The 19,457-nt window shown below is 70.1% G+C and carries 18 protein-coding genes; all 18 read left to right on the forward strand.

The genetic code is table 11. The features are described 5' to 3' along the window. Positions 1–135: 135 nt before the first annotated feature. Genes ACTRWB_RS17560 through ACTRWB_RS17645 form a run of 18 tightly spaced genes read left to right on the forward strand, consistent with a single transcriptional unit; the run spans position 136 to position 19,457 of the window. The gene (locus ACTRWB_RS17560; protein ID WP_446902661.1) at positions 136–1,896 is read left to right on the forward strand and encodes a fatty acyl-AMP ligase; all 1,761 of its coding nucleotides are present in this window, start codon (positions 136–138) and stop codon (positions 1,894–1,896) included. Further along, positions 1,893–2,603 (forward strand): ABC transporter ATP-binding protein, encoded by a 711-nt coding sequence (locus tag ACTRWB_RS17565; protein ID WP_446902662.1) that lies wholly within the window; start codon positions 1,893–1,895, stop codon positions 2,601–2,603. The genes ACTRWB_RS17560 and ACTRWB_RS17565 overlap by 4 nt, the downstream gene beginning before the upstream one ends. Beyond that, the gene (locus tag ACTRWB_RS17570; protein ID WP_446902663.1) at positions 2,575–3,792 is read left to right on the forward strand and encodes an ABC transporter permease; all 1,218 of its coding nucleotides are present in this window, start codon (positions 2,575–2,577) and stop codon (positions 3,790–3,792) included. Before ACTRWB_RS17565 ends, ACTRWB_RS17570 begins: the two co-directional genes overlap by 29 nt. Continuing rightward, positions 3,789–4,538 (forward strand): outer membrane lipoprotein-sorting protein, encoded by a 750-nt coding sequence (locus tag ACTRWB_RS17575; RefSeq protein WP_446902664.1) that lies wholly within the window; start codon positions 3,789–3,791, stop codon positions 4,536–4,538. The genes ACTRWB_RS17570 and ACTRWB_RS17575 overlap by 4 nt, the downstream gene beginning before the upstream one ends. Further along, complete coding sequence (locus ACTRWB_RS17580; RefSeq protein ID WP_446902665.1) at positions 4,528–5,856, forward strand: hypothetical protein; 1,329 nt, start codon at positions 4,528–4,530, stop codon at positions 5,854–5,856. The genes ACTRWB_RS17575 and ACTRWB_RS17580 overlap by 11 nt, the downstream gene beginning before the upstream one ends. Before the next feature lie 13 nt (positions 5,857–5,869). Further along, complete coding sequence (locus ACTRWB_RS17585; RefSeq protein ID WP_446902666.1) at positions 5,870–6,967, forward strand: hypothetical protein; 1,098 nt, start codon at positions 5,870–5,872, stop codon at positions 6,965–6,967. A 59-nt stretch (positions 6,968–7,026) separates the two neighbouring features. Next, the gene (locus ACTRWB_RS17590; protein ID WP_048248936.1) at positions 7,027–7,281 is read left to right on the forward strand and encodes an acyl carrier protein; all 255 of its coding nucleotides are present in this window, start codon (positions 7,027–7,029) and stop codon (positions 7,279–7,281) included. Between the two features lie 7 nt (positions 7,282–7,288). Continuing rightward, positions 7,289–8,164 (forward strand): hypothetical protein, encoded by an 876-nt coding sequence (locus ACTRWB_RS17595; RefSeq protein ID WP_446902667.1) that lies wholly within the window; start codon positions 7,289–7,291, stop codon positions 8,162–8,164. A 1-nt stretch (position 8,165) separates the two neighbouring features. After that, positions 8,166–8,786: a hypothetical protein gene (locus ACTRWB_RS17600; RefSeq protein ID WP_446902668.1), complete on the forward strand. Its 621-nt coding sequence runs from the start codon at positions 8,166–8,168 to the stop codon at positions 8,784–8,786. A 1-nt stretch (position 8,787) separates the two neighbouring features. Then, a complete protein-coding gene (locus ACTRWB_RS17605) occupies positions 8,788–9,771 on the forward strand; it encodes a ferritin-like domain-containing protein (RefSeq protein WP_164992170.1) in 984 nt (327 codons plus the stop codon). Position 9,772: 1 nt separating this feature from the next. Continuing rightward, positions 9,773–10,762 carry a 3-oxoacyl-ACP synthase gene (locus ACTRWB_RS17610; protein WP_446902669.1) on the forward strand — a complete coding sequence of 330 codons (990 nt, stop codon included), beginning with the start codon at positions 9,773–9,775 and terminating at the stop codon, positions 10,760–10,762. Then, positions 10,752–11,927: a PLP-dependent decarboxylase gene (locus tag ACTRWB_RS17615; RefSeq protein ID WP_446902670.1), complete on the forward strand. Its 1,176-nt coding sequence runs from the start codon at positions 10,752–10,754 to the stop codon at positions 11,925–11,927. Before ACTRWB_RS17610 ends, ACTRWB_RS17615 begins: the two co-directional genes overlap by 11 nt. Before the next feature lie 20 nt (positions 11,928–11,947). After that, entirely contained in the window at positions 11,948–13,522 is a 1,575-nt protein-coding gene (locus tag ACTRWB_RS17620; RefSeq protein ID WP_446902671.1) for an acyl-CoA ligase (AMP-forming), exosortase A system-associated, read from the forward strand. Next, entirely contained in the window at positions 13,519–14,610 is a 1,092-nt protein-coding gene (locus ACTRWB_RS17625; protein WP_446902672.1) for a hypothetical protein, read from the forward strand. The genes ACTRWB_RS17620 and ACTRWB_RS17625 overlap by 4 nt, the downstream gene beginning before the upstream one ends. Beyond that, on the forward strand, positions 14,610–16,457 hold the full coding sequence (locus ACTRWB_RS17630) for an acyl-CoA dehydrogenase (protein WP_446902673.1): 1,848 nt from the start codon (positions 14,610–14,612) through the stop codon (positions 16,455–16,457). Before ACTRWB_RS17625 ends, ACTRWB_RS17630 begins: the two co-directional genes overlap by 1 nt. Position 16,458: 1 nt before the next feature. Next, complete coding sequence (locus ACTRWB_RS17635; protein ID WP_446902674.1) at positions 16,459–17,688, forward strand: citrate/2-methylcitrate synthase; 1,230 nt, start codon at positions 16,459–16,461, stop codon at positions 17,686–17,688. A 29-nt stretch (positions 17,689–17,717) separates the two neighbouring features. Beyond that, on the forward strand, positions 17,718–18,380 hold the full coding sequence (locus tag ACTRWB_RS17640) for a class I SAM-dependent methyltransferase (RefSeq protein ID WP_048248947.1): 663 nt from the start codon (positions 17,718–17,720) through the stop codon (positions 18,378–18,380). A gap of 3 nt (positions 18,381–18,383) precedes the next feature. Next, complete coding sequence (locus ACTRWB_RS17645; RefSeq protein WP_048248948.1) at positions 18,384–19,457, forward strand: TauD/TfdA family dioxygenase; 1,074 nt, start codon at positions 18,384–18,386, stop codon at positions 19,455–19,457.

The following is a 19,457-nucleotide window of genomic DNA, read 5'->3' on the forward strand; positions in this document are numbered from 1 at the left end:
GCGCGCTGCTCATGCATAGCCTGCAAAGATTCCGTTTGTCGCGTTGCGCCGATCCGGCAAGAATCCGCCTCACTCGACGAACGGCGCCGCCGGCACCGTGGAACGAGCAGCCGTGTTCCTCAACGGGAGATCCTCGTGACGAAGTGCGCATCCACCATCCATCGCCTGATCGAATCGCTCGAGGACGTCGTGGGCGCCTCGCATCGCATGACGTTCGTCGACGATGCGGGCAATGAAGCGGACATCACGTACCGGCGCTTCGCGGAAGCGGTGTTTCGCCAGGCCGGTGCGCTGCGCGAGCTGGGTGTCCGCGAGAACGACCTGGTGATGCTCGCGCTGCCCGCATCGATCGAGCACGCCGCCGCGATGATGGCCTGCGTGATGACGGGCGCACTGCCCTGCACCGTGCCGGTTCCCGCGCGGCGTGCCGCCGCCGGGCGGCAGGTGGTCGATGTCGCCTGCGAGCTGTACCGGCCGCGCCTCGTCATCGCCGCGGATGCGCAGTCCGCCGCGTGGCGCGACGATGCGTTTCCCGCTGCATCCACCCGTGTCGTCGATCTCGCGACGCTGTCGATCGCCGCGGAAGCGGGCGCGCGTGCGCTGATCAGCGCGAAGCGCGGCCGCGATCCGCATCACGTCCAGCTCACGTCGGGCTCGACGTCGCATCCGAAGGCGGCCGTGCTCAGCCACGAGAACGTGGTCGCGAACGTGCTCGGCATCGGCGGATCGGTACGCTTCGACATCGCGGCCGGCGACGGCACCGCGTCGTGGCTGCCGCTCTATCACGACATGGGGCTGCTCACGCTGCTGTCGAACCTGCACTACCGCGCGCCGTTGCTGATGATGCAACCGAACAGCTTCATCCGGAATCCGCTCGGCTGGTTGAAGCGCATCGCGTCGGCACGCGCGACGACGACGTCGGTGCCGACCTTCGCGTTGCGCTACTGCGTGCGCCGTTTCAATGCCACTGCGATGGAAGGCGTCGACCTGTCCGCGTGCCGCAACATCTTCATCGGCGGCGAACGCGTGGACGACGCCACGTTGCGCGATTTCGCCGCGACGTTCGCGCCGTACGGCCTCGCGGCATCGGCGCTGCAGCCGTGCTACGGGATGGCCGAGTCGACGCTCGCGGTATCGATGCACCGTGCGTGGCATGAAGGCCCGGTCGACGGCGCCCCGTACGTGATCGCGGACACGCTCGACCGGCGCGCGCTGATCGAGCGCCGCGATGCGCAACCGGCCACCGCGAACGACCGCGGCGAGCCGGAAACCGAAACCGTGCTCGCGATGGGCACGCCGATCGAAGGCATGGCGTTTCGCATCCTCGACGACGGCGACCACCCGCTGCCGGGCCGTGCCGTCGGCGAAGTCGCGATCCGCGGCACGTCGGTGATGCTCGGCTACCTGAACCCCGACGACGGCACGATCGCCGCGCCGCTGACGGCCGACGGCTGGTTCCGCACCGGCGACATCGGCTACGTCGCGGACGGCCAGCTCCATATCCTCGGCCGCAAGAAGGAAGTCATCATCATTCGCGGCAGCAACTACTTCCCGCACGAGATCGAGGAAGCGCTTGCGTCGCACAGCGCGCTGCGCAAGAGCACCTGCATCGCGTTCGGGCTGCCCGATCCCGAGACGGGCACCGAGCGGCTGGTCGTCGCGATCGAAGCACGGCCGGTCGATGCGACGCCGCAGACGCGCATCGAATGCCAGCAACTGCTCGCGTCGCGCATCGGGTTCGCCGCGCAGGACCTCTGCTTCGTCGAACCGGGCTCGCTGCCGCGCACGACGAGCGGCAAGCTGCAGCGCCTGAAGTGCCGCGACCTCTACGCGAACGGTGCGCTGCCCGTGATCCATGCGCCGGCGGCCGAAGTCGCACAGGGAGCGTACGCATGACGGCCGCCTCGCTCTCGCCGGTGCTCGAACTGCGCGACGTTACGCGCGTGTACGAAGGGGCCGGCCGCGTCGTCGCGGTGCGCGGCGCGACGATTTCGATCGGTCAACGCGACGTGGTCGCGCTCGTCGGCCCCTCCGGCAGCGGCAAGAGCACGCTGCTCAACCTCGCCGGCTTTCTCGACGTGCCGAGCAGCGGCGAACGCTGGCTCGAAGGCCGCCGGATCGACGATGCGCCGGACACGCTCGAACGGATTCGCCGTGAGCGCATCGGCTTCGTGTTCCAGCAGTTCAACCTGATTCCGGTGATGTCGGCGCTCGAGAACGTCGAACTCGGCTGCTTCGCGTGGGGCACGCCGCGCACGCGCCGCGAGCGCGCCCGCGCGATGCTCGACGCGGTGGGGCTCGCCGCGCGCGAACGCCACCGCCCCGGCGAGTTGTCCGGCGGCGAGCAGCAGCGGGTCGCGCTGGCCCGCGCGCTCGCCAAGGAGCCGGCCATCGTGATCGCGGACGAGCCGACCGCGAGCCTCGACAGCACCAACGCGCAGGCGGTCGCCGAGCTGATCCTCGACACCAATCGCACGCTGGGAACCGCTTTTCTGATTGCGTCGCACGACGATCGTCTGTGCGCGCGCCTGCCTCGCCGCATCGAGATGCGCGACGGCGTACCGGGAGTGAACCGTGAACTGGTCGACGTTTGCGTGGCGTAACCTCTGGCGCAATCGGCGCCGCACCGTGCTCACAATGGCGATGATCGGCGTCGCCGCGTTCGCGTCGAGCCTCGCGCTCGGCTACGTGATCGCGACCTTCGACGCGGTGCGCGAAGGGTCGATCGACAGCGGCGTCGGCCATGTGCAGGTGCTGCATCACGGCTACCTCGACCTGATCGGCGAGCGGCCGCTGCAGTACGGGCTGACCGCCGACGAGCAGGCCGCCGCGGCACGTGCGGTGGCGACGCTGCACGGCGTCGCGACCACCGCGCGCGGCATCGACTTCGACGGGTTGATCTCGAACGGCGATCTCAGCTACGGCTTCGTTGGCGAAGGCATCGAGCCGAACCGCGAGCCGCCCGGCTTCTTCGACTATCACACGGTGCTGTCGGGCCGCTACCTGTCGCCGACGAACGCCGGCACCGAAGTCGTCGTCGGCGCCGAACTCGCGCGCAAGCTCGGCGTCCATGTGGGCTCGGTCGTGCAGCTGATGGCGTCGACCGCGCACGGCGGCATCAACGCGACCGACGCGCAGATCGTCGGCGTGATGAGCACCGGCAACAAAGACGTCGACGAGCGGATCGTCAACGTGACGTTCGCTGCCGCGCAGGCGCTGCTGCGCACCGACCGCGCGTCGCGCATCGCGGTGTTCCTGTCGGACACGTCCAACACACCGGCCGCCGCCGCAACGCTGCGCGCAGCGCTGCCGTCGCTCGACGTGAAGACGTGGGATCAGCTCGTGTCGCTGTATCACCAGGTCGTTGCGCTGTACAAGAACCAGTTCTCGGTGTTCGGCGCGATCCTGAGCCTGACGATCCTGCTGTCGATGAGCAACTGGATCCTGATGAGCATCGTCGAGCGCCGCCGCGAGATCTCGACGCTGCGCGCGCTCGGCGTGCCGGCCTCGACGGTGCGCGGCGTGCTGATCCAGGAGACCGCGCTGCTCGGCCTGCTCGGCGCGGCCGCCGGCATCGCGGTGGCGCTGCTCACGATGGTCGCGCTCAATCACGCGCAGATCCACCTGCCCGCGCCGCCGGGCCGCGTGAAGCCGATCCTGCTCGAATTCACGGTATCGCCGGCCGCCGTGGCCGCCGTCGAAGGCGCGTTCGTCGTGCTCGGCGTGGCCGCCGCGCTGCTCGCGACGCTCGGACTCGCCAAACGCAACATCCTCGAAGGACTCGCCCCATGATCCGCATTCGCAGCATGTACGCCGCTCTCGCCGCGCTCGTCGCGTGCGCGCCGGCCGCCCACGCGGCCGACGCACCGACGGCCCAGACCATGCTCGCCCGTGCCGACGCGTATCGCAGCACGGCCGCCGACACGCAGACGAACATCGAGATCACGAACCTGGTCGGCGGACAATCCGGCGACGCGACGCGTTATCTCGTCTATACGCGCGGCAACGGCGACACGCTCGCGCTGACCCGCAGCGGCGAGAACGACGGCCAGAAGTATCTCGCAACGACGCGCGGGCACTGGTTCTACGTGCCGAACACGCGCAGCGCGGTGCGCATCAACGGGATGCAGCGGCTGCAGGGCGAAGTCGTCATCAGCGACATCACGCGCACGCATTGGGCGGACAGCTACCGCGCCACAGCCGCGCCCGGCACGACGACGATCGCCGGCAAGCCGGCCACCGAGCTCGACCTGACCGCAACCGATCCCGACAACGTCTATCCGACGATCAAGCTGTGGGTCACGCCCGACAGCGACGTGCCGGTGCGCGCGCAGTTCTTCCTGGCGAGCGGCCTGCTGTTCCGCAGCGCCGATTTCTCCGCGCCGGTCGATGCGAACGGGCGCAAGGTGATCCGCAAGATCACGTACCGCAACGAGATCGAAAAGCAGCGCGCGAGCGTCGTCGACATGCTCGACGGCCAGCCGCGCAAGATTCCTTCGGGCTGGTTCAATCCCGACACGCTTGCCGATGGCCAGTGACAACGGGGCCCGCGCCGATGCCCATCGTGACCGCTTCCGTCCATCGCCCGACCGTGCAAACCGCGCGTGGCATCGCGCCGCGCTCGCCGTCCCGCTCGCGCTCGGCTGCACGCTCGCGCATGGAGAATCGCTGATGGACCAGTTGAGCACGCTGAACGGTATCGCGTACGCCCGCTCCGTCGACAGCATGGACGGCCATGCGCTGCTCGGCAACCTGATCGGCGACGAACCGCGCAACCAGCAGGAAGCCGGCCTGCTCGCGCGCATCGACGGCGAGAACCTGTTCATGAATGCGCGCGTCGTCGCGAGCAATCACTCGCTCGGCACACAGGCGAGCCGCTTCAACGAGGCCGGCGTGCGCTACGCGTTCGACAACGGCATCACGATCACGGCCGGCAAGCGGATCGACCCGCTCGACACGTCGCAGGCGTTCTTTCCGCTCGGCTTCTTCCAGAAGCGGGCCGCGACGGCGGACATCTACGATCGTTACGGCGACGTCGAAGGCACGCCGCTCGTCGAGGCGAAATGGGCTGGCGAACAGACCACGCTGCAGTTCATCGCCGGCGAGAACCGCACGCTGCGCAACGACGTCGACAACCGCGACGTACAGGGCGCAACGCAGCTCGTGCGCGGCGCGTACAACTGGTCGGGCGGCTCTGCCGCGTTGCTGGCCGGCCGTCACGCGGGCCGCGGCGGCGCCGGCGCGACGCTGTCGTTCGATGTCGCACGCTCGAACACCGTCTATGCGAGCGCGTGGCTCGAGCGCGGCACGACACGGCCGCTGCCGGCGTTCATCGCGAACGGCACGCCGCTCGATTCGCCGGGTGCCTACGACGCGGTCGATCGCCGCAACGACCGCCAATATATGTGGCGCAGCGCGGTCGGGATGCAGAGCGCACTGCCCGGCAACCTGTCGCTGATCGTCGAGTGGTCGCACGACGAGGCACGTTACGACGCGAACCAGTGGCGCCAGCTCGTCGGCGCGGTCCGCGTGAACAACGCGCTGCTGCCCGTCGCGCCCGGCGCCGCGCTGGCCGGCCTCGGCGGCACGGCCGATTTCGTGAGCGTCGACGGCAACCTGCGCGACTACCTGTTCGCGCGGCTCGGCAAGAAGATCGGCCGCGTCGAGTACTCGCTGCGCGGCGTCTATTCGCCGCAGGACAAGGGCCTGCTCGCGATCGCCCAGGTCGTCGCCGACGTGAACAAGCGTGTGAGCGTCGATGTCGCGCTCACGCACGCATTTTCAGACAGCAACGCCGAGTACCGGATGGTCGGTCTCGGCACCCGTATCGACGCCGCCGTGCGCGTGCGCTTCTGACAGGAACCCTGCCATGTCCACGCTTTCCGTTTCCGCCTCGTCCGCTGCCCCGCTGTCGCCGCCGCTGCTGTTGCGCGTGGCCGACCAGGCCGCGTATCCGGTCATGCGCCACCTCGACACGATCGGCACGCCGCCGCGCGCGGCGGCCCGGCTCGTCGAAGCCGCCGCCGTGCGGCTGCTCGACAGCGAGATGGTGATCACTCTGCGCGCCGCCACGCCCGACGTGCTGCCCGATTCGTCCGCATCGACGCCGCTGCGGCACGACGAGGCGCCGCTCACCGAAGCGCTGCTCGAACAGATCGGCCGCGAAGGCTTCCACCATCTGTTCAAGCCGTTCATGCGCGCGTTCATCCGCATCATGTTCGGGCTGTTCTTTTCCGACGACCAGAACCGTCGTGCGTGCGACTGCATCGACGCCGGTCACAACTTCGCGTTCCTGATGAGCGACGGCGGCGGGCCGACCCTTGCCGCGTGGCGCACGGTCGTGCGCAGCGACGACAGCGGCCTCGCGCTCACCGTCGACAAGGTGTGGGGCATCGAGGCGCACCGCGACTGCATGGCGGTCGTCGCGGCCCGCTTGCCGGGCGTGATGTTCCCGGCCGCGTACCTCGTGTGGCCCGACGAATATCGAAAGCTGAAGCGCGCGACCTGCGGCGCGCCGTTCCTCGCGGGCAACCTGCAGCTCGCGAACGTCGGCGGCCAGGTCCGCGTCAACGCCGAGGACCGCCTCCGGATCGGCGGCCCGACCGTGTTCAACAAATACCTGACCGTCGTGCGGCCGTACTTCGTCCGCGCGCTGATGGCACACGTCGACTGGCTCGCGCAGACCGGCCGCGTCGAACTCGATGCCGATGCGCGCGCCGTGCACCGTTTCATCGCCAGCGCCGCGCGCAGCCAGACCGACGACGCGCACTACAGCTTCGGCAAGGTGCAGCGCGTACTCGCGATCAAGCTGCTGTCGAACGAGTTCCTGACGGCACTCGTACGCGACGGCAAGGTGGCCACCTTCGACGACCAGCGCGACCTGCTGGCGTTTTCGAAGATGGAAGGCAGTTCGTACCGTTGTTATCACGAGCTTCGCAAGAGCCTGCGCTGCGAAGCCGGCAGTTGACCCACGCGACAGGCCGATCGATCCCGATCAATCCACTCAAAAACCCAGGAGCTCCTCTCATGACGACCCAGAACGTTCCGGCCGACGCGCTCGACATCCTGTCCCGCGAAGTCGCGAAGATCCTCAACATCGAGACCGTCGACACGGATGCCGGCATCGGCGAACTCGGCATCGATTCGCTGAACATCGTCGAGCTGATCGTGTTCTGCGAACAGCTGTACGGTTCGATCGATCCGGAAGCGCTGAACATCACGCAATACACGACGCTTCAGCAGCTCGACGCGCAGCTGCGCCGCCAGCAGCACGCCGCCTGACACGACGATGCTCGCGCCTCTTGCCACCGCGACGGCAGCCGCCGTCCAGCCGGCCCCGGCGACCGCGCTGACCGTGCAGGCGCTCGCGTACCGGCGCGTCGCGCCGGCGCGCGACGGCGCGGTCGTGCCGCTCGCCGACACGGCCATGGCGATCGGCGCGCTCGCCTGTGCCGAACGCGAGCGGTTGTGCGGCACGGTCTGCGCGGACGACTACGTGGTCAGCTCGACGATCCTGTCGATGCTGTTGATGAACGACTCGCCGGAGCACCGCGTGTTTGCGCAGGCGCTCGCCGGCGCGAACGACTACACGCCCGACTGGATGACCTGCTCGTACGAATGCGCGGGCTGGGGTTACGTGCTGCGCCGCGCGCTCGCGACGACCGCCGACACCGGGCCGCGCACGCTGCTGCTGCAGATCATCGACATCGACGTGCACGGCTACACGTACTGGCACGGCAATCCGGCATGGGGGCGCTCGGGTTTCGGCGTCTGCACGCTGCTCGTCGATGTCGGCCGCGAGCCGGCGCAGTCGGTGCTCACGGACGCCGCGCCGCCCGCCAGTGCAGTCGTGCGGCTGGGCCGCGACATCCGCACCTTCTGCGCGGCCCGCCCCGGCGTGCACGCGGCGCTGCCGTTCTTTCCGGCCACGTCGCGCCGCGCGCTGCTGGCTTCCGTCGGCAAAACGCCGCTGCTGCCGGACGGCCACGGGCTGTTCGGTCATGCGTTCGGCAGCGATCCGTGGCTGTCGGTGCTGCTCGCGCATCGCGACGGCGACACGCCGCGCCGCGCGGCCGTCTGCTCGCTCGCGCTGAACGGCTATTACGCGATCGCCGACATCGCGTTCGCGCCGGACGCGACGTTTTCTCTCCACGGCGAGGCGTGACATGGTGCGACCCGTTCACTTCACCTACCGGATCGAGCGCGACGCGCGGCAGCCGGTCGCGGTCGCGGCGAGCGCGTACCGGATGCCGCTCGACACGCCCGCCGACTACGCGCGCGCCGCGCTGGCCGAAGCGGCCGGCGACACGTACGACGCAGACGACGCACCCGTCGGCGAGCGCCGCGTGCTGCTCGACCACGTCCAGTATTTCGCGTTCCTCGCGGAAGCCACCGCGCGGATCCGCGACGCCGTGCATCCGAATGCACGCATCTTCATCGAAGTCTGCGCGCCGTACTTCGGCGCGCTGCCGGCCGAACTGCTCGCGCCGCACGTGCTGCTCGGCGTGCACCTGTACGACGAAGCGCTGCGCGATGCCGCGCGCGGCACGCCGATCGTGTGGATCGGCGACCGGATCCTGCGCGATGCGGAGTTCGCCGGCGACAACCGTGTGTGCTGCGCGATCTGGCCCGCCCGGCTCGCCGACACCTTCGACGCGCAACTGCGCGGCCCGTGGCCGTCGTATGCGATCCGCCTCGAGCCGCATCCGGGCGCGTCGCGCGCCGCCGCCACCTTGACCGATTCCGCCCATCATTCCGGCGCCGCCGCGCGGCCGGGGAGACCTTGACATGAATCAAACGCTCACCGTTATGCAGGACACGGCCGATATCCGCTGGTCGATGCCCGTCGATGCGCTGATGTCGAACGACTACGCGCTGCGCGAAGAGGCGCTGAACCGGCTGTATGAAAAAGCGAAGGCCGCGCAGTGGGACGTCGCGACCGACGTCGACTGGAGCCACGAGCTCGACCCGGCCAATCCGCTCGGCATGCCCGATCCGACGCTGCTGATCTACGGCACCGAACTGTGGGGCAAGCTGTCCGACACCGACAAGCGCGAGGTGCGCCATCACGCGCAGGGCTGGCTGCTGTCGCAGATCCTGCACGGCGAGCAGGCCGCGCTGATCTGTGCGTCGAAGCTCGCGTCGGCCGAGACCGGCCTGAGCGCACGCCTGTGCGCGGCGGCGCAGATGATGGACGAAGCGCGCCACGTCGAGGCCTACGCGAAGCTCGTCAACGAGAAGCTCGACGTCAGCTACCCGATGAGCCGCTCGCTGAAGGGGCTGCTGCACGACACGATCACGAGCAGCGCGCTCGACATGACGAACCTCGGGATGCAGGTGCTCGTCGAGGGCATCGCGCTGTCGATCTTCCAGAGTGTCGTCGCATACAGCACCGATCCGTTCATCAAGGATCTGTTCGTGCGAATCCAGCGCGACGAATCGCGCCACTTCGCGGTCGGCCGGATCACGCTGTGCCGCGTGTATGCGGAGATGAGCGCGACCGAGCTGCGCGAGCGCGAGCAGTTCGTCTGCGAAGGCGCGGCCGTGCTGTACGAGCACCTGTGCGCGGACGACATCTGGGAACCGATGGGGCTGTCGAAGCGCGAATGCAGCGCGATGGTGCGCGAGTCGCCGGTGTCGAGTTCGATCCGGCGCTCGATCTTCCGGCGCCTCGTGCCGACGATCCGCGAGATGGGCCTGCTCACGCCGACCGTGCAGGCGACCTTCGAAAAACTCGACGTCCTCGACTACGCGGCGATGCCGCTCAACTGACATGACGATGCCCTCTTCCCACGCATCCCGCGACCCCGGCTTCTGGATCGGCATCGACGCGGTGGCCTACGAGCTGCCGGGCCTGCCCGTCGATATCGAGGCCTGGGCCGCCGAGCGCGACTACCCGGCGCAGCGGGCGGCGGCGATCGCGCAGTCGGGCAGCCGCTATTTCCACATGGCGCTCGACACGAGCGAGACCGACCTCGCGATCGCCGCCGCCGGCCGCCTGCTCGACACGGCCCGCGTGCAGCCGTCCGACGTCGGCGCGATCGTGCACGTGCACACGCAGCAGTTCAGCGTGCCGCCCGCGCCGCGCAGCCTGCCGCACGAACTCGCCGCGCATTTCGGCATCGAGCCGTTGTGGCTCGGCTCCGTCGCGCAGCTGAACTGCGTGTCGGTGGCGGCCGGCATCGAGACGGTCCGCGCGCTGATGCGCCGCCATCCGCAGCTCGACGCGGCGCTCGTCGTGTCGTCCGACCGCGTGTACGGCGAGGATTACCGGATGCGGCAGATGACGGGCGTGCAGTGCGACGGCGCGGCTGCGATGCTGATCGCGCGCAACAGCACGGAAAACCGGCTCGGCGGCATCGCGATCGAGACGCACGCGAAATGGCATCGCGGCTCGGATACCGTCGCCGCGAACGAAGCCGACCTGATCATGATGGAGTGGCCGTACACGCGCAAGGCGATCGATGCGGCGGTCGCGCTCGAGCCGCACGCGCTCGATGCGTACGAACTCGTGCTGCCGCACAACGCCGACCTGCCCGGCTGGAACGCGCTGTGCCGCGCAATGCGCGTGCCGGCCGAGCGGCTGTATGCGGAGAATATCTTTGCGCGCGGCCATGCGTGCTGTTCGGATTTCCCGATCAACCTGGCCGACGTCGGGCTCGACGCGGTGGCGCGCGGCAAGCGCGTGCTCGGCGTGATGCAGTCGAACTGCGGCGCGTATGCGGCCGCCACGCTTCATCCGGTGGGCCGCCATGACGCCTGACCGCCCGCTTCCGGCCGCCGGCGATCACGCATGGATCGCCGACCTGCGCACGCCATGCTACGTGTACGAGCCGGAAGTCGCGATCGCGCGCTACCGGTCGTTGAAGGCGCATCTCGGCACGAAGTTGATCGTGTCGCTGAAGGCGAACCCGAACCAGGACATGCTCGCGCGCTGCGCGCATGCGTACGAGGACGGTGTCGAACTCGCGAGTCGCGGCGAACTCGACGCGGTGATCGGCCGGATCAAGACGCCGCGTTACCTGAACAATCCGTCGATGGACGAGATGTTCATGCGCGCGGGGCTCGCGTCACGCTGCCATTTCGTGCTCGACAACCCGGACGCGGTCGCGCGCTTCGTGCCGCTGGCGCGCGAGGCAGCGGCCGGCGGCAGCACGCCGGGCCCGGTGCTGCTGCGCCTGAATGCCGGTGCGCTGGCCGGTGAGCACGCACGCGCGCTGTGGCACGACCACTTCGGGATGACGCCGAACGAAGCGCACGACGCGGTACGGACGCTCGCGGCCGCCGGCTTGGCCGTAGCCGGGCTGCACGTGTTCTCCGGCCCGCATTCGTTCATCCGCCAGGACGCGACGCAGCCCGATACGCTCGCGCTGCCCGAATTGCTCGCGGCGCTTGCACGCGATCTCGCATCGGCCAACGGCGCGCCGCTCGGCTCGCTGAGCCTCGGCGGCGGTTTCGCCGACGATCATCCGGGCGATGCCGCGTTCGCGCGCTATGCGACCGCGCTGGCGCCGCTGGCCAGAAATTTTACGCTGGCCCACGAAGCCGGCCGCGCGATCTTTGCCGACGCGGGCGTGTTCGCGACGCGCGTCGTCGCGGTCAAGGCGTGGCAGGACCGCACGATTGCCGTCTGCGACGGCGGCCTGTCGCACGCGTTCCTGCTCGCGCAGACCGAATCGGTGATGCGCCGCCTGGCCGCGCCGTCGCTCGTGCGCCGCACACCCGCGCCGCCAGCACGCGGCGTGCCGACGATCTACGTCGGCAGCACCTGCAGCCGCGCGGACGTGATCGGCCGCGACGACACCGGCGCCCCGCCGCAGGTCGGCGACATCGCCGTGTTCGCGCGCTGCGGCGCCTATCACCGTACGTACTCGATGGCGCATTTCCTGTCCCACGACGCCGCGCACGTGTACGTGCGGCCCGCCTAAAACACCCAGAGGAGCCGATCATGAACGCACTGATCAGCGTCGCCGACCTGCTCGAGCACGGCGCACAGCGCTGGCCGCAGCATCTCGCGTATGCCGACGGCCGCGGCGCGATGACTTACGAACAGCTTGTGCGCGCGGTCCGGCGCGCGGCGGCCGCACTCGCGTCGCGCGGCGTGCTGCCCGGCGAGCGCGTCGCCATCTACGCGCCGAAGCGCATCGAGACCGTGGTCGCGATGCTCGCGGCCAACGCCCTCGGCGCGATCTTCGTGCCGGTCAATCCGCAGTTGAAGGAAGCGCAGATCGAACACATCGTCGCCGACAGCGGCGCGGCGCTGTTCGTGACCGGCGCGCAGCGGCTCAAGCGCCTGCCGGCACTCGCGTCGCTGGTCGGTACGCACGTGCTGCTGATCGAGGAACTGGCCGATGCGATCGCCGCACCCGGCGACGCACCGGCGCCGGCCATCGCCGGCCGGCCGGTCGACGACGATCCGGCCGCGCTGCTCTACACATCCGGTTCGACCGGCAAGCCGAAAGGCGTCGTCGTGTCGCATCGCAACCTGGTGTCGGGCGCGTTCAGCGTGGCCGCGTACCAGGGGCTGGCCGACGACGATGTCGTGCTCGGCGTGCTGCCGCTCAGCTTCGATGCGGGCCTGAGCCAGCTCACGACCGCGCTGGCGTCCGGCGCGTGTTATGCGCCGCTCGACTTCCTGCAGCCGGCCGAGGTGCCGCGTCATTGCGACGCGCTCGGCGTGACGTCGATCACCGGCGTGCCGCCGCTGTGGATGCAACTCGCGTCCGCCGACTGGAGCGACACCGCGCGCACGCGAATCCGCCGCTTCGCGAACACCGGCGGCCATCTCGCGACGCCGCTGCTGCACCGCCTGCAGGCGCTGTTCACGCATGCCGCGCCGTACCTGATGTACGGGCTGACCGAAGCGTTCCGCTCGACCTACCTGGCGCCGGCCGACGCGGCGCTGCGCCCGACGTCGATCGGCAAGGCCGTACCGAACGCGGAAATCCTCGTGCTGCGCGCGGACGGCAGCGAATGCGCGGCCGACGAGCCCGGCGAACTCGTGCATCGCGGCGCGTTCGTCACGCTCGGCTACTGGAACCGGCCCGAGCTGACCGCGCAGCGCTTTCGCGCGCTGCCGCGCCGGCACGCCGAGATCCCGCGCGGCGACGTCGCCGTGTGGTCCGGCGACATCGTGCGGCGCGACGCGGACGGCTACCTGTACTTCGTCGCGCGTGGCGACGACATGATCAAGACATCCGGCTATCGCGTGAGCCCGACCGAGATCGAGGACGTGCTGTTCGCGCTGCCGCACATCCGTGAAGCGGCGGTGTTCAGCGTCCCGCACCCGGCGCTCGGCGAGGCGATCGCCGCATGCGTCGTGTCGACGCTGGACGCCGACGCGTGCCGCGCCGACATCGCGCGCGCCTGCCGCGACGCACTGCCGACCTACATGAGCCCGCTCGTCGTCGAACCGCTGCCGGCGTTGCCGCGCAACCCCAACGGCAAGATCGACCGCCCGGCACTGAAAACCCAGTATCGCGACACGTTCGCGCGCACGAACCTCGAGGAGACCGCCGCATGACCCTGTCGACGCTCGATGAAACCTGCCTCGGCGCACGTCGCGTCGCCGCGCCCGGCACGCTCGCGCTGTCCGGCGGCGTCGTGGTGCTGCCGCCCGCCGTCATGTTCAGCGCGATCCAGGCGCAGGAGCGCCATCCCGGCTACCGCCACCTGCTGTTGCCGCAGGCGCGCTTTGCGCGACCGCGCGGGATGGGTGCGTTGACGCCGGAAGAAGGCACACGCCTCGCGCCGGGCGGCCGGCCCACGCTGCGGGTCGCGCCGCCCGGGCGCAGCCTCGCCGATCTCGCCGCCGACGCGGCGCTCGACCTGCGCGACCAGCTCGGCTCCGGGCAGCTCGCCCGCACGACCCACGTGATCGTCGCGAGCTGCGCGCTCAACGAAGGCATCGGCGATTCGGTGGTCGGCCGCATGCAGTACGAACTCGGCCTGCAACGCGTGACGCCGTTCGCGCTCGGCCAGAACGGCACGCTCGGCTGGTATTCGGCGCTGATGCTGCTCGACGGGCTGCTCGACGAAGGCGATCAGGCGCTCGTGATCCTGAGCGACAAGTGGCTCTATCCGTTCTTCCGCCAGTTCGGCGACCTGGTCGGCTACGGCGACGCGGCCGCCGCGCTGCTCGTGTCGCGCGCGGGCCCGGCGCCCGAGCCGGCCGTCTGGGGCGGCGTGCGGTCCGTCGCGGTCGAATACGGGCCGTCGATCGCCGATCCGTGGGCCGACGCGCCGGCCGCGCTGCGCGACACGCTCGCGCCGGTCGCCGCGCGCGCGATCCGCCGCGCACTCGACGGCGCGAAGCTGCGCGCGGGCCAGATCGACTGGTGCGTGCCGCCCGGCTTCGATCTCGGCTTCGCGGCACGCGTGGCCGATGCCGCGTCGATCCCGCTCGGCGCGCGGATCCAGCACGACGGCTCGGGCCACCTGTCGTCGGCCGAATCGGCCGCCGCACTGATCCGGCTCGCCGGCGCGCTCGACGAAGGCGAGCACCGCACGGTGCTCGTCTGGGACACGGCGCTGCATGGCGCGGCGGCTGCCGCCGTCGTCGACCTGGCCGGCGGCCTCGATGCCGCGCTCGATATCGAAGGAGACGCGTGATGAGTGCCTACAAGGTAAGCCTGCGCGAGCTGCGTTTTTTCCTGTGGGAACTGTTCGAGGCCGACCAGCGCTTTCTCGAACACGGGCCGTACAGCACGCACGATCGCGCGTCGATCGACGCGTTGCTCGAACGCGCGCGGGACTTCGCGCTCGACCTCGGCCGCAGCTACCAGCAGGCGGACGCCGAGGGCTGCACGCTGCTCGACGACGGCCAGGTGCGCATTCCGTCGCATTTCCATGCGCTTTGGGCACGTTTTCGCGACGAATGGTCGAACACGCTGTTCGGCACCACGCACGGGCTGCCGCCGATCGTCACGCAGATGATCTACGAGATGTTCATGGGCGCGAATCCGTCGTTCATGACCTACGGCGGCTTCACGCGCCCGGCGATCAAGCTGCTGCAGATGCACGGCACGCCGCATCAGAAGACGCTGATCGCGCCACTCGAGGCGTACCGCTGGGATGCATGCTTCTGCGCGACCGAACCGCAGGCCGGCACCGATCTCACCGCGGTCGCGCTGCGTGCGACGCCGCTCGAACGCGATATCTATGCGATCGACGGCGAGAAGGTCTACATCTCGGCCGGCATGCATGAGCTGACCGAGAACACGCTGTATTTCGTGCTCGGCCGCATCGATACCGCGTCGCCGGACTCGTTCTCGCTGTCGTGCCTCGTCGTGCCGCGCTTCTGGCCCGACGAGGAAACCGGCGAACTGCAGCCGAACCATGTCGACTGCATCGGCCTGCCGCGCAAGATGGGGCTCAAGGGCTGCGCGAACACGCACCTGGTGTTCGGCTCGAACGGCACGACCAGGGGCTGGCTGCTCGGCGGCCGCCGCAACGTCGGCCTGCTGCAATTGATGCCGCTGATGAACCAGGCGCGGATGAGCACCGGGATGTTCGGCGTCGGCGTCGCGTCGAGCGCGTACCTGCATGCGGTTGAATACGCGGGCCGCCGGCTGCAGGGCCGGCCGATCGAACGCGCGTCGAACACCAGCGCCGCACGCGTCGCGATCGTCGAGCACGCGGACGTGCAGCGCATGCTCGTCGACATGAAAAGCCGCGTCGACGGCTGCCGCGGCCTGCTCGGCAAGCTCGCGGCGACCGCGACGCGCGCGGCGATGCTCGAAGCGACGCCCGACGCCGACCCGGCCGAGATCGAGCGTCATCGCAAGCTGCAGTTGCTGCTGACGCCGATCTGCAAGGCGTTCATCTCCGACCAGGCGTGGCGGATCTGCGAAACCGCGATCCAGGTGCACGGCGGGCTCGGTTATACCGACGCGAGCCCGGTCGAGCAGAACGCGCGCGACGTGAAGATCCTGTCGATCTGGGAAGGCACGAACTACATCCAGGCGCAGGACCTCGTGCGCGACAAGCTCGGTTTCGGCCGCCATTCGCGGCTGATCCAGTATTACCGCGACGAACTCGACACCTTCCTGGCACGCCAGCATCACGCGGGCACGCACGCGGAACTGCGCCCGCTGTTCGACGCGCTGCGCGCGGGCGCCGACCGGATCGCCGCCGCGCTCGACGACATCGCGCGCGACGTGCAGGACGGCCACACGCATCGCAGCAGCCAGTTCTACACGCGTTTTCTCGAGATGTTCGGCGTCGTCACGTCGGCATGGGTGCTGCTCGAATCGGCGACGATCGCCGCGCGCCGGCTCGACGCACCCGACACGGCCGATACGCCCGCCGAACTCGCGTTCTATCGCGGCAAGCTGAAAAGCGCGCGCTACTACTTCGCGAACGTGCTGCCCGTCGTCGACCAGCATGCGGCGGTGATCGCCACGATGGCGCATGCGGCGATCAGCGTCAGTTGCGAAGAACTCGTGCAGGCGGACTGACATGGACACGACACTCGATTCCGGCGCGGCCGCCACGACCGGTGATGCACCGCGCAACCTGCTCGGCCGCCCGGCGACCCGCCACCGCGGCACCGACATCGACGGCGCGACGCTCGAGCCCGAAGCGCTGCGCGTGCGCGATCTCGACCTGAACGCGCTGATCGGCGCGACGACGTTCGAAGGCGCGCTCGCGCACCTGTGGTTCGACGTCGCGCCCGGCAGCGTTGAACACGGCGCACACGAAGCGGTGATCCGCGCGCGGCTGGCGGAATTCGCGGCGGCGCTGGCACCGGGATCGGCCGCGCAGTTCGTCGCCGCGAATCTCGGCGCGGCGGGCGTCGCGCCGGTGTTCGCGGCCGCGTCCGGCCTGTTGCGCGGCTTCGACGACGTGCTGGCACGCATGCACGGCAACGCGCCGGACGACGCCGATCTCGACGCGATGCTGCTGTGCGCGGCCGCCGCGCCGTTCCTGCTGCATGCGGCGATCGAGGGCCGGCCGTTCGCCGCCCTCGGCACCGTGGGGCTCGACGCCGCCGCGACGCAAGCGCACCGCATGCTCGTGCTGACCGGCGCGACGCGCACCGATGCGTCCGCGCAAGCCGCGATGGACATGCTGCTCGTCGCCTGGCACGCCGGCTTCGGCTACATCACGCCGACCGTGCTCGCGCCGCGTGTCGCGATCGGCACCGGTGTCACGCTGACGCAGGCGATCGCGGCCGGCTTCCTCGCGAGCGGACCGTCGCACGTCGGTGCCGCACTCGAAGCGATGCACTGGCTCGGCGCGCTCGCGCTGTCGGTCCCGGGCGGCACCGGCGCGCCGGCCGCCGCGCTCGACGCGGCCGGGCGCGCCGCGATCGATGCGGTGCTCGACGCGAAACGCACGCTGTACGGCTTCGGCCATCCGCTGTTCGTCGCCGATCCGCGGCCGCCGCACATGCGCCGCCTGTTCGCGGCGCACGGCTTCGACGGCGCGTACGTGACGCTGTTCGACGCCTGTTGCGCGCAAGCCGACGCGCGGCGCGCGCTGCGGCCGAACATCGATTTCCTGACCGCCGCGACGCTGCTCGAACTCGGTGTCGCCGCGCCATCCTGGGGCGTCGGCATCGGGCTCGGCGCACGCATCGCGGCAATGGCCGCGCATGCGGTCGAGCGCAGCCGCCGCCCCGCGTTCGGTGTCAACAGCGCGACCGCGCGACGGCTGCTGGCCGCCGTGCCGGTCGGCTGGCTCTGATCCTCTCACCCATTCGTAAAAGGAACGTCATGCTGCTCAAGAACCTGCGCCCGGCGAACGACTACGATCGTTTCGCCACCGAAACGCTCGAACCGTGGGACCTGCTGTTCATCAGCCGCATCCGCCAGCTGGCGCGCGGGATGACGCCCGGCGTGATCGCCGACATCGGCACGGCCACCGGCGTCGTGCCGGTGCGGCTCGCGACCGATCCGGCCATGCGCGGCTGGCGCTACGTCGGCATCGACCTCGATCCGGCGATGCTCGACGAAGGCCGGCCGCGCATCCACGAGCTGGGCCTCGACGACACGGTCGAGATGCGTGTCGGCGACGCGCTCGCACTGCCGTTCGACGACGGCACGCTGACGATGGCGGTCGGCCGCGCGACGCTGCACCACCTGCCCGACAAGGCGCTCAGCCTGACCGAGATGTATCGCGTGCTGGAACCGGGCGGCATCGCGCTCGTGCACGACATGCGCCGCGACGCGCCGCAGCACCTGCTCGACCGCTTCACCGAGATGCGCGCGGCCGCCGATTATCCGCCGACCCACGTCGAGGAAAAGATCACGCTCGACGAAGCGCATGCGCTCGTCGCCGAAGCCGGCCTCGCGGACGTCGCGTCGATCTACAGCCCGAGCGCCGGGCTCGGCGCGCTCGGCTTCGAAATCCTGCTGAAGAAACCGGCGCTGGCCTGAGCGATGACCGATCTCGCCTTCCTCGCCGCGCACGCCGCCGTGCGGCTCGGCGCCGACGACGTCCACTGCTCGGCGGTCGCGCCCGGCGCGACGCTGCCGCTGTGCGTGACGCCACGCAGCGCCGAACTCGCGACCTCGCCGGACATGTTCGTCGCGTGGTACCGCTCGCGGCTCGACACGATCGACACGCTGCTCGACGCGTGCGGCGCGCTGCTGTGGCGCGGCTTCGCGGTGCCGGACACCGCCGCGTTCGGCCGCCTCGGCGCGCTGTATCCGGCGCACGCGAACGGCTACACGGCGGGCGCCGCGCCGCGCCGGCAGATCGACGGCCAGGTCTACGAGTCGACCCGGATGCCGCCGCCGTTCAAGATCGGGCTGCACCAGGAGATGGCCTACATGCCCGCGTTCCCGCGCCTCGTCGCGTTCTATTGCCGGCAGCCGGCCGACGCGGGCGGCGAAACGCCGATCTGCGACATGCGGCGCGTCACGGCGCGCGTGCCGGCCGCGCTGCGCGAGCGATTCGCCGAACGCGGCGTGATGTACCTGCGCAATTTCGCGGCGCCCGGCGATCGCGCGGACGGGCTCGCCGCCAACCCGAACCTGCCGTTTGCCGCGTACCACCGGCCGTGGGACGACGCGTTCGGCACCGCCGAGCGCGACGAGGTCGAGCGGCTGTGTGCGGAGCGCGGCGTCGGCTGCCGCTGGCTCGACGACGGCAGCGTGACCGTGTCGCACGTCGGCAGCGCGCTGCGCGCGCATCCGCGCACCGGCGAAACCGTCTGGTTCAACCAGGCGAGCGCGCAGCACCCGAATCCGCGCTCGATGGGCGAGCTCAGCTACCGCTACCTGCAGCGCATGTACGGCGAGCGCGCCGCGTTCCCGTACGAGATCCGCTACGGCGACGGTTCGCCGATGCCGTACGACGATCTCGCCGCGATCTACGACGCGCTCGACGACGAGGAGCTGTCGTTCCCGTGGCAGGCCGGCGACGTGCTCGTGGTCGACAACATGCTGGTCGCGCACGGCCGCAACCCGTACCGGGGCGCGCGCGATACGCAGGTCATGCTGTTCGACTGA

This window comes from Burkholderia sp. YIM B11467 (genome assembly GCF_052952715.1).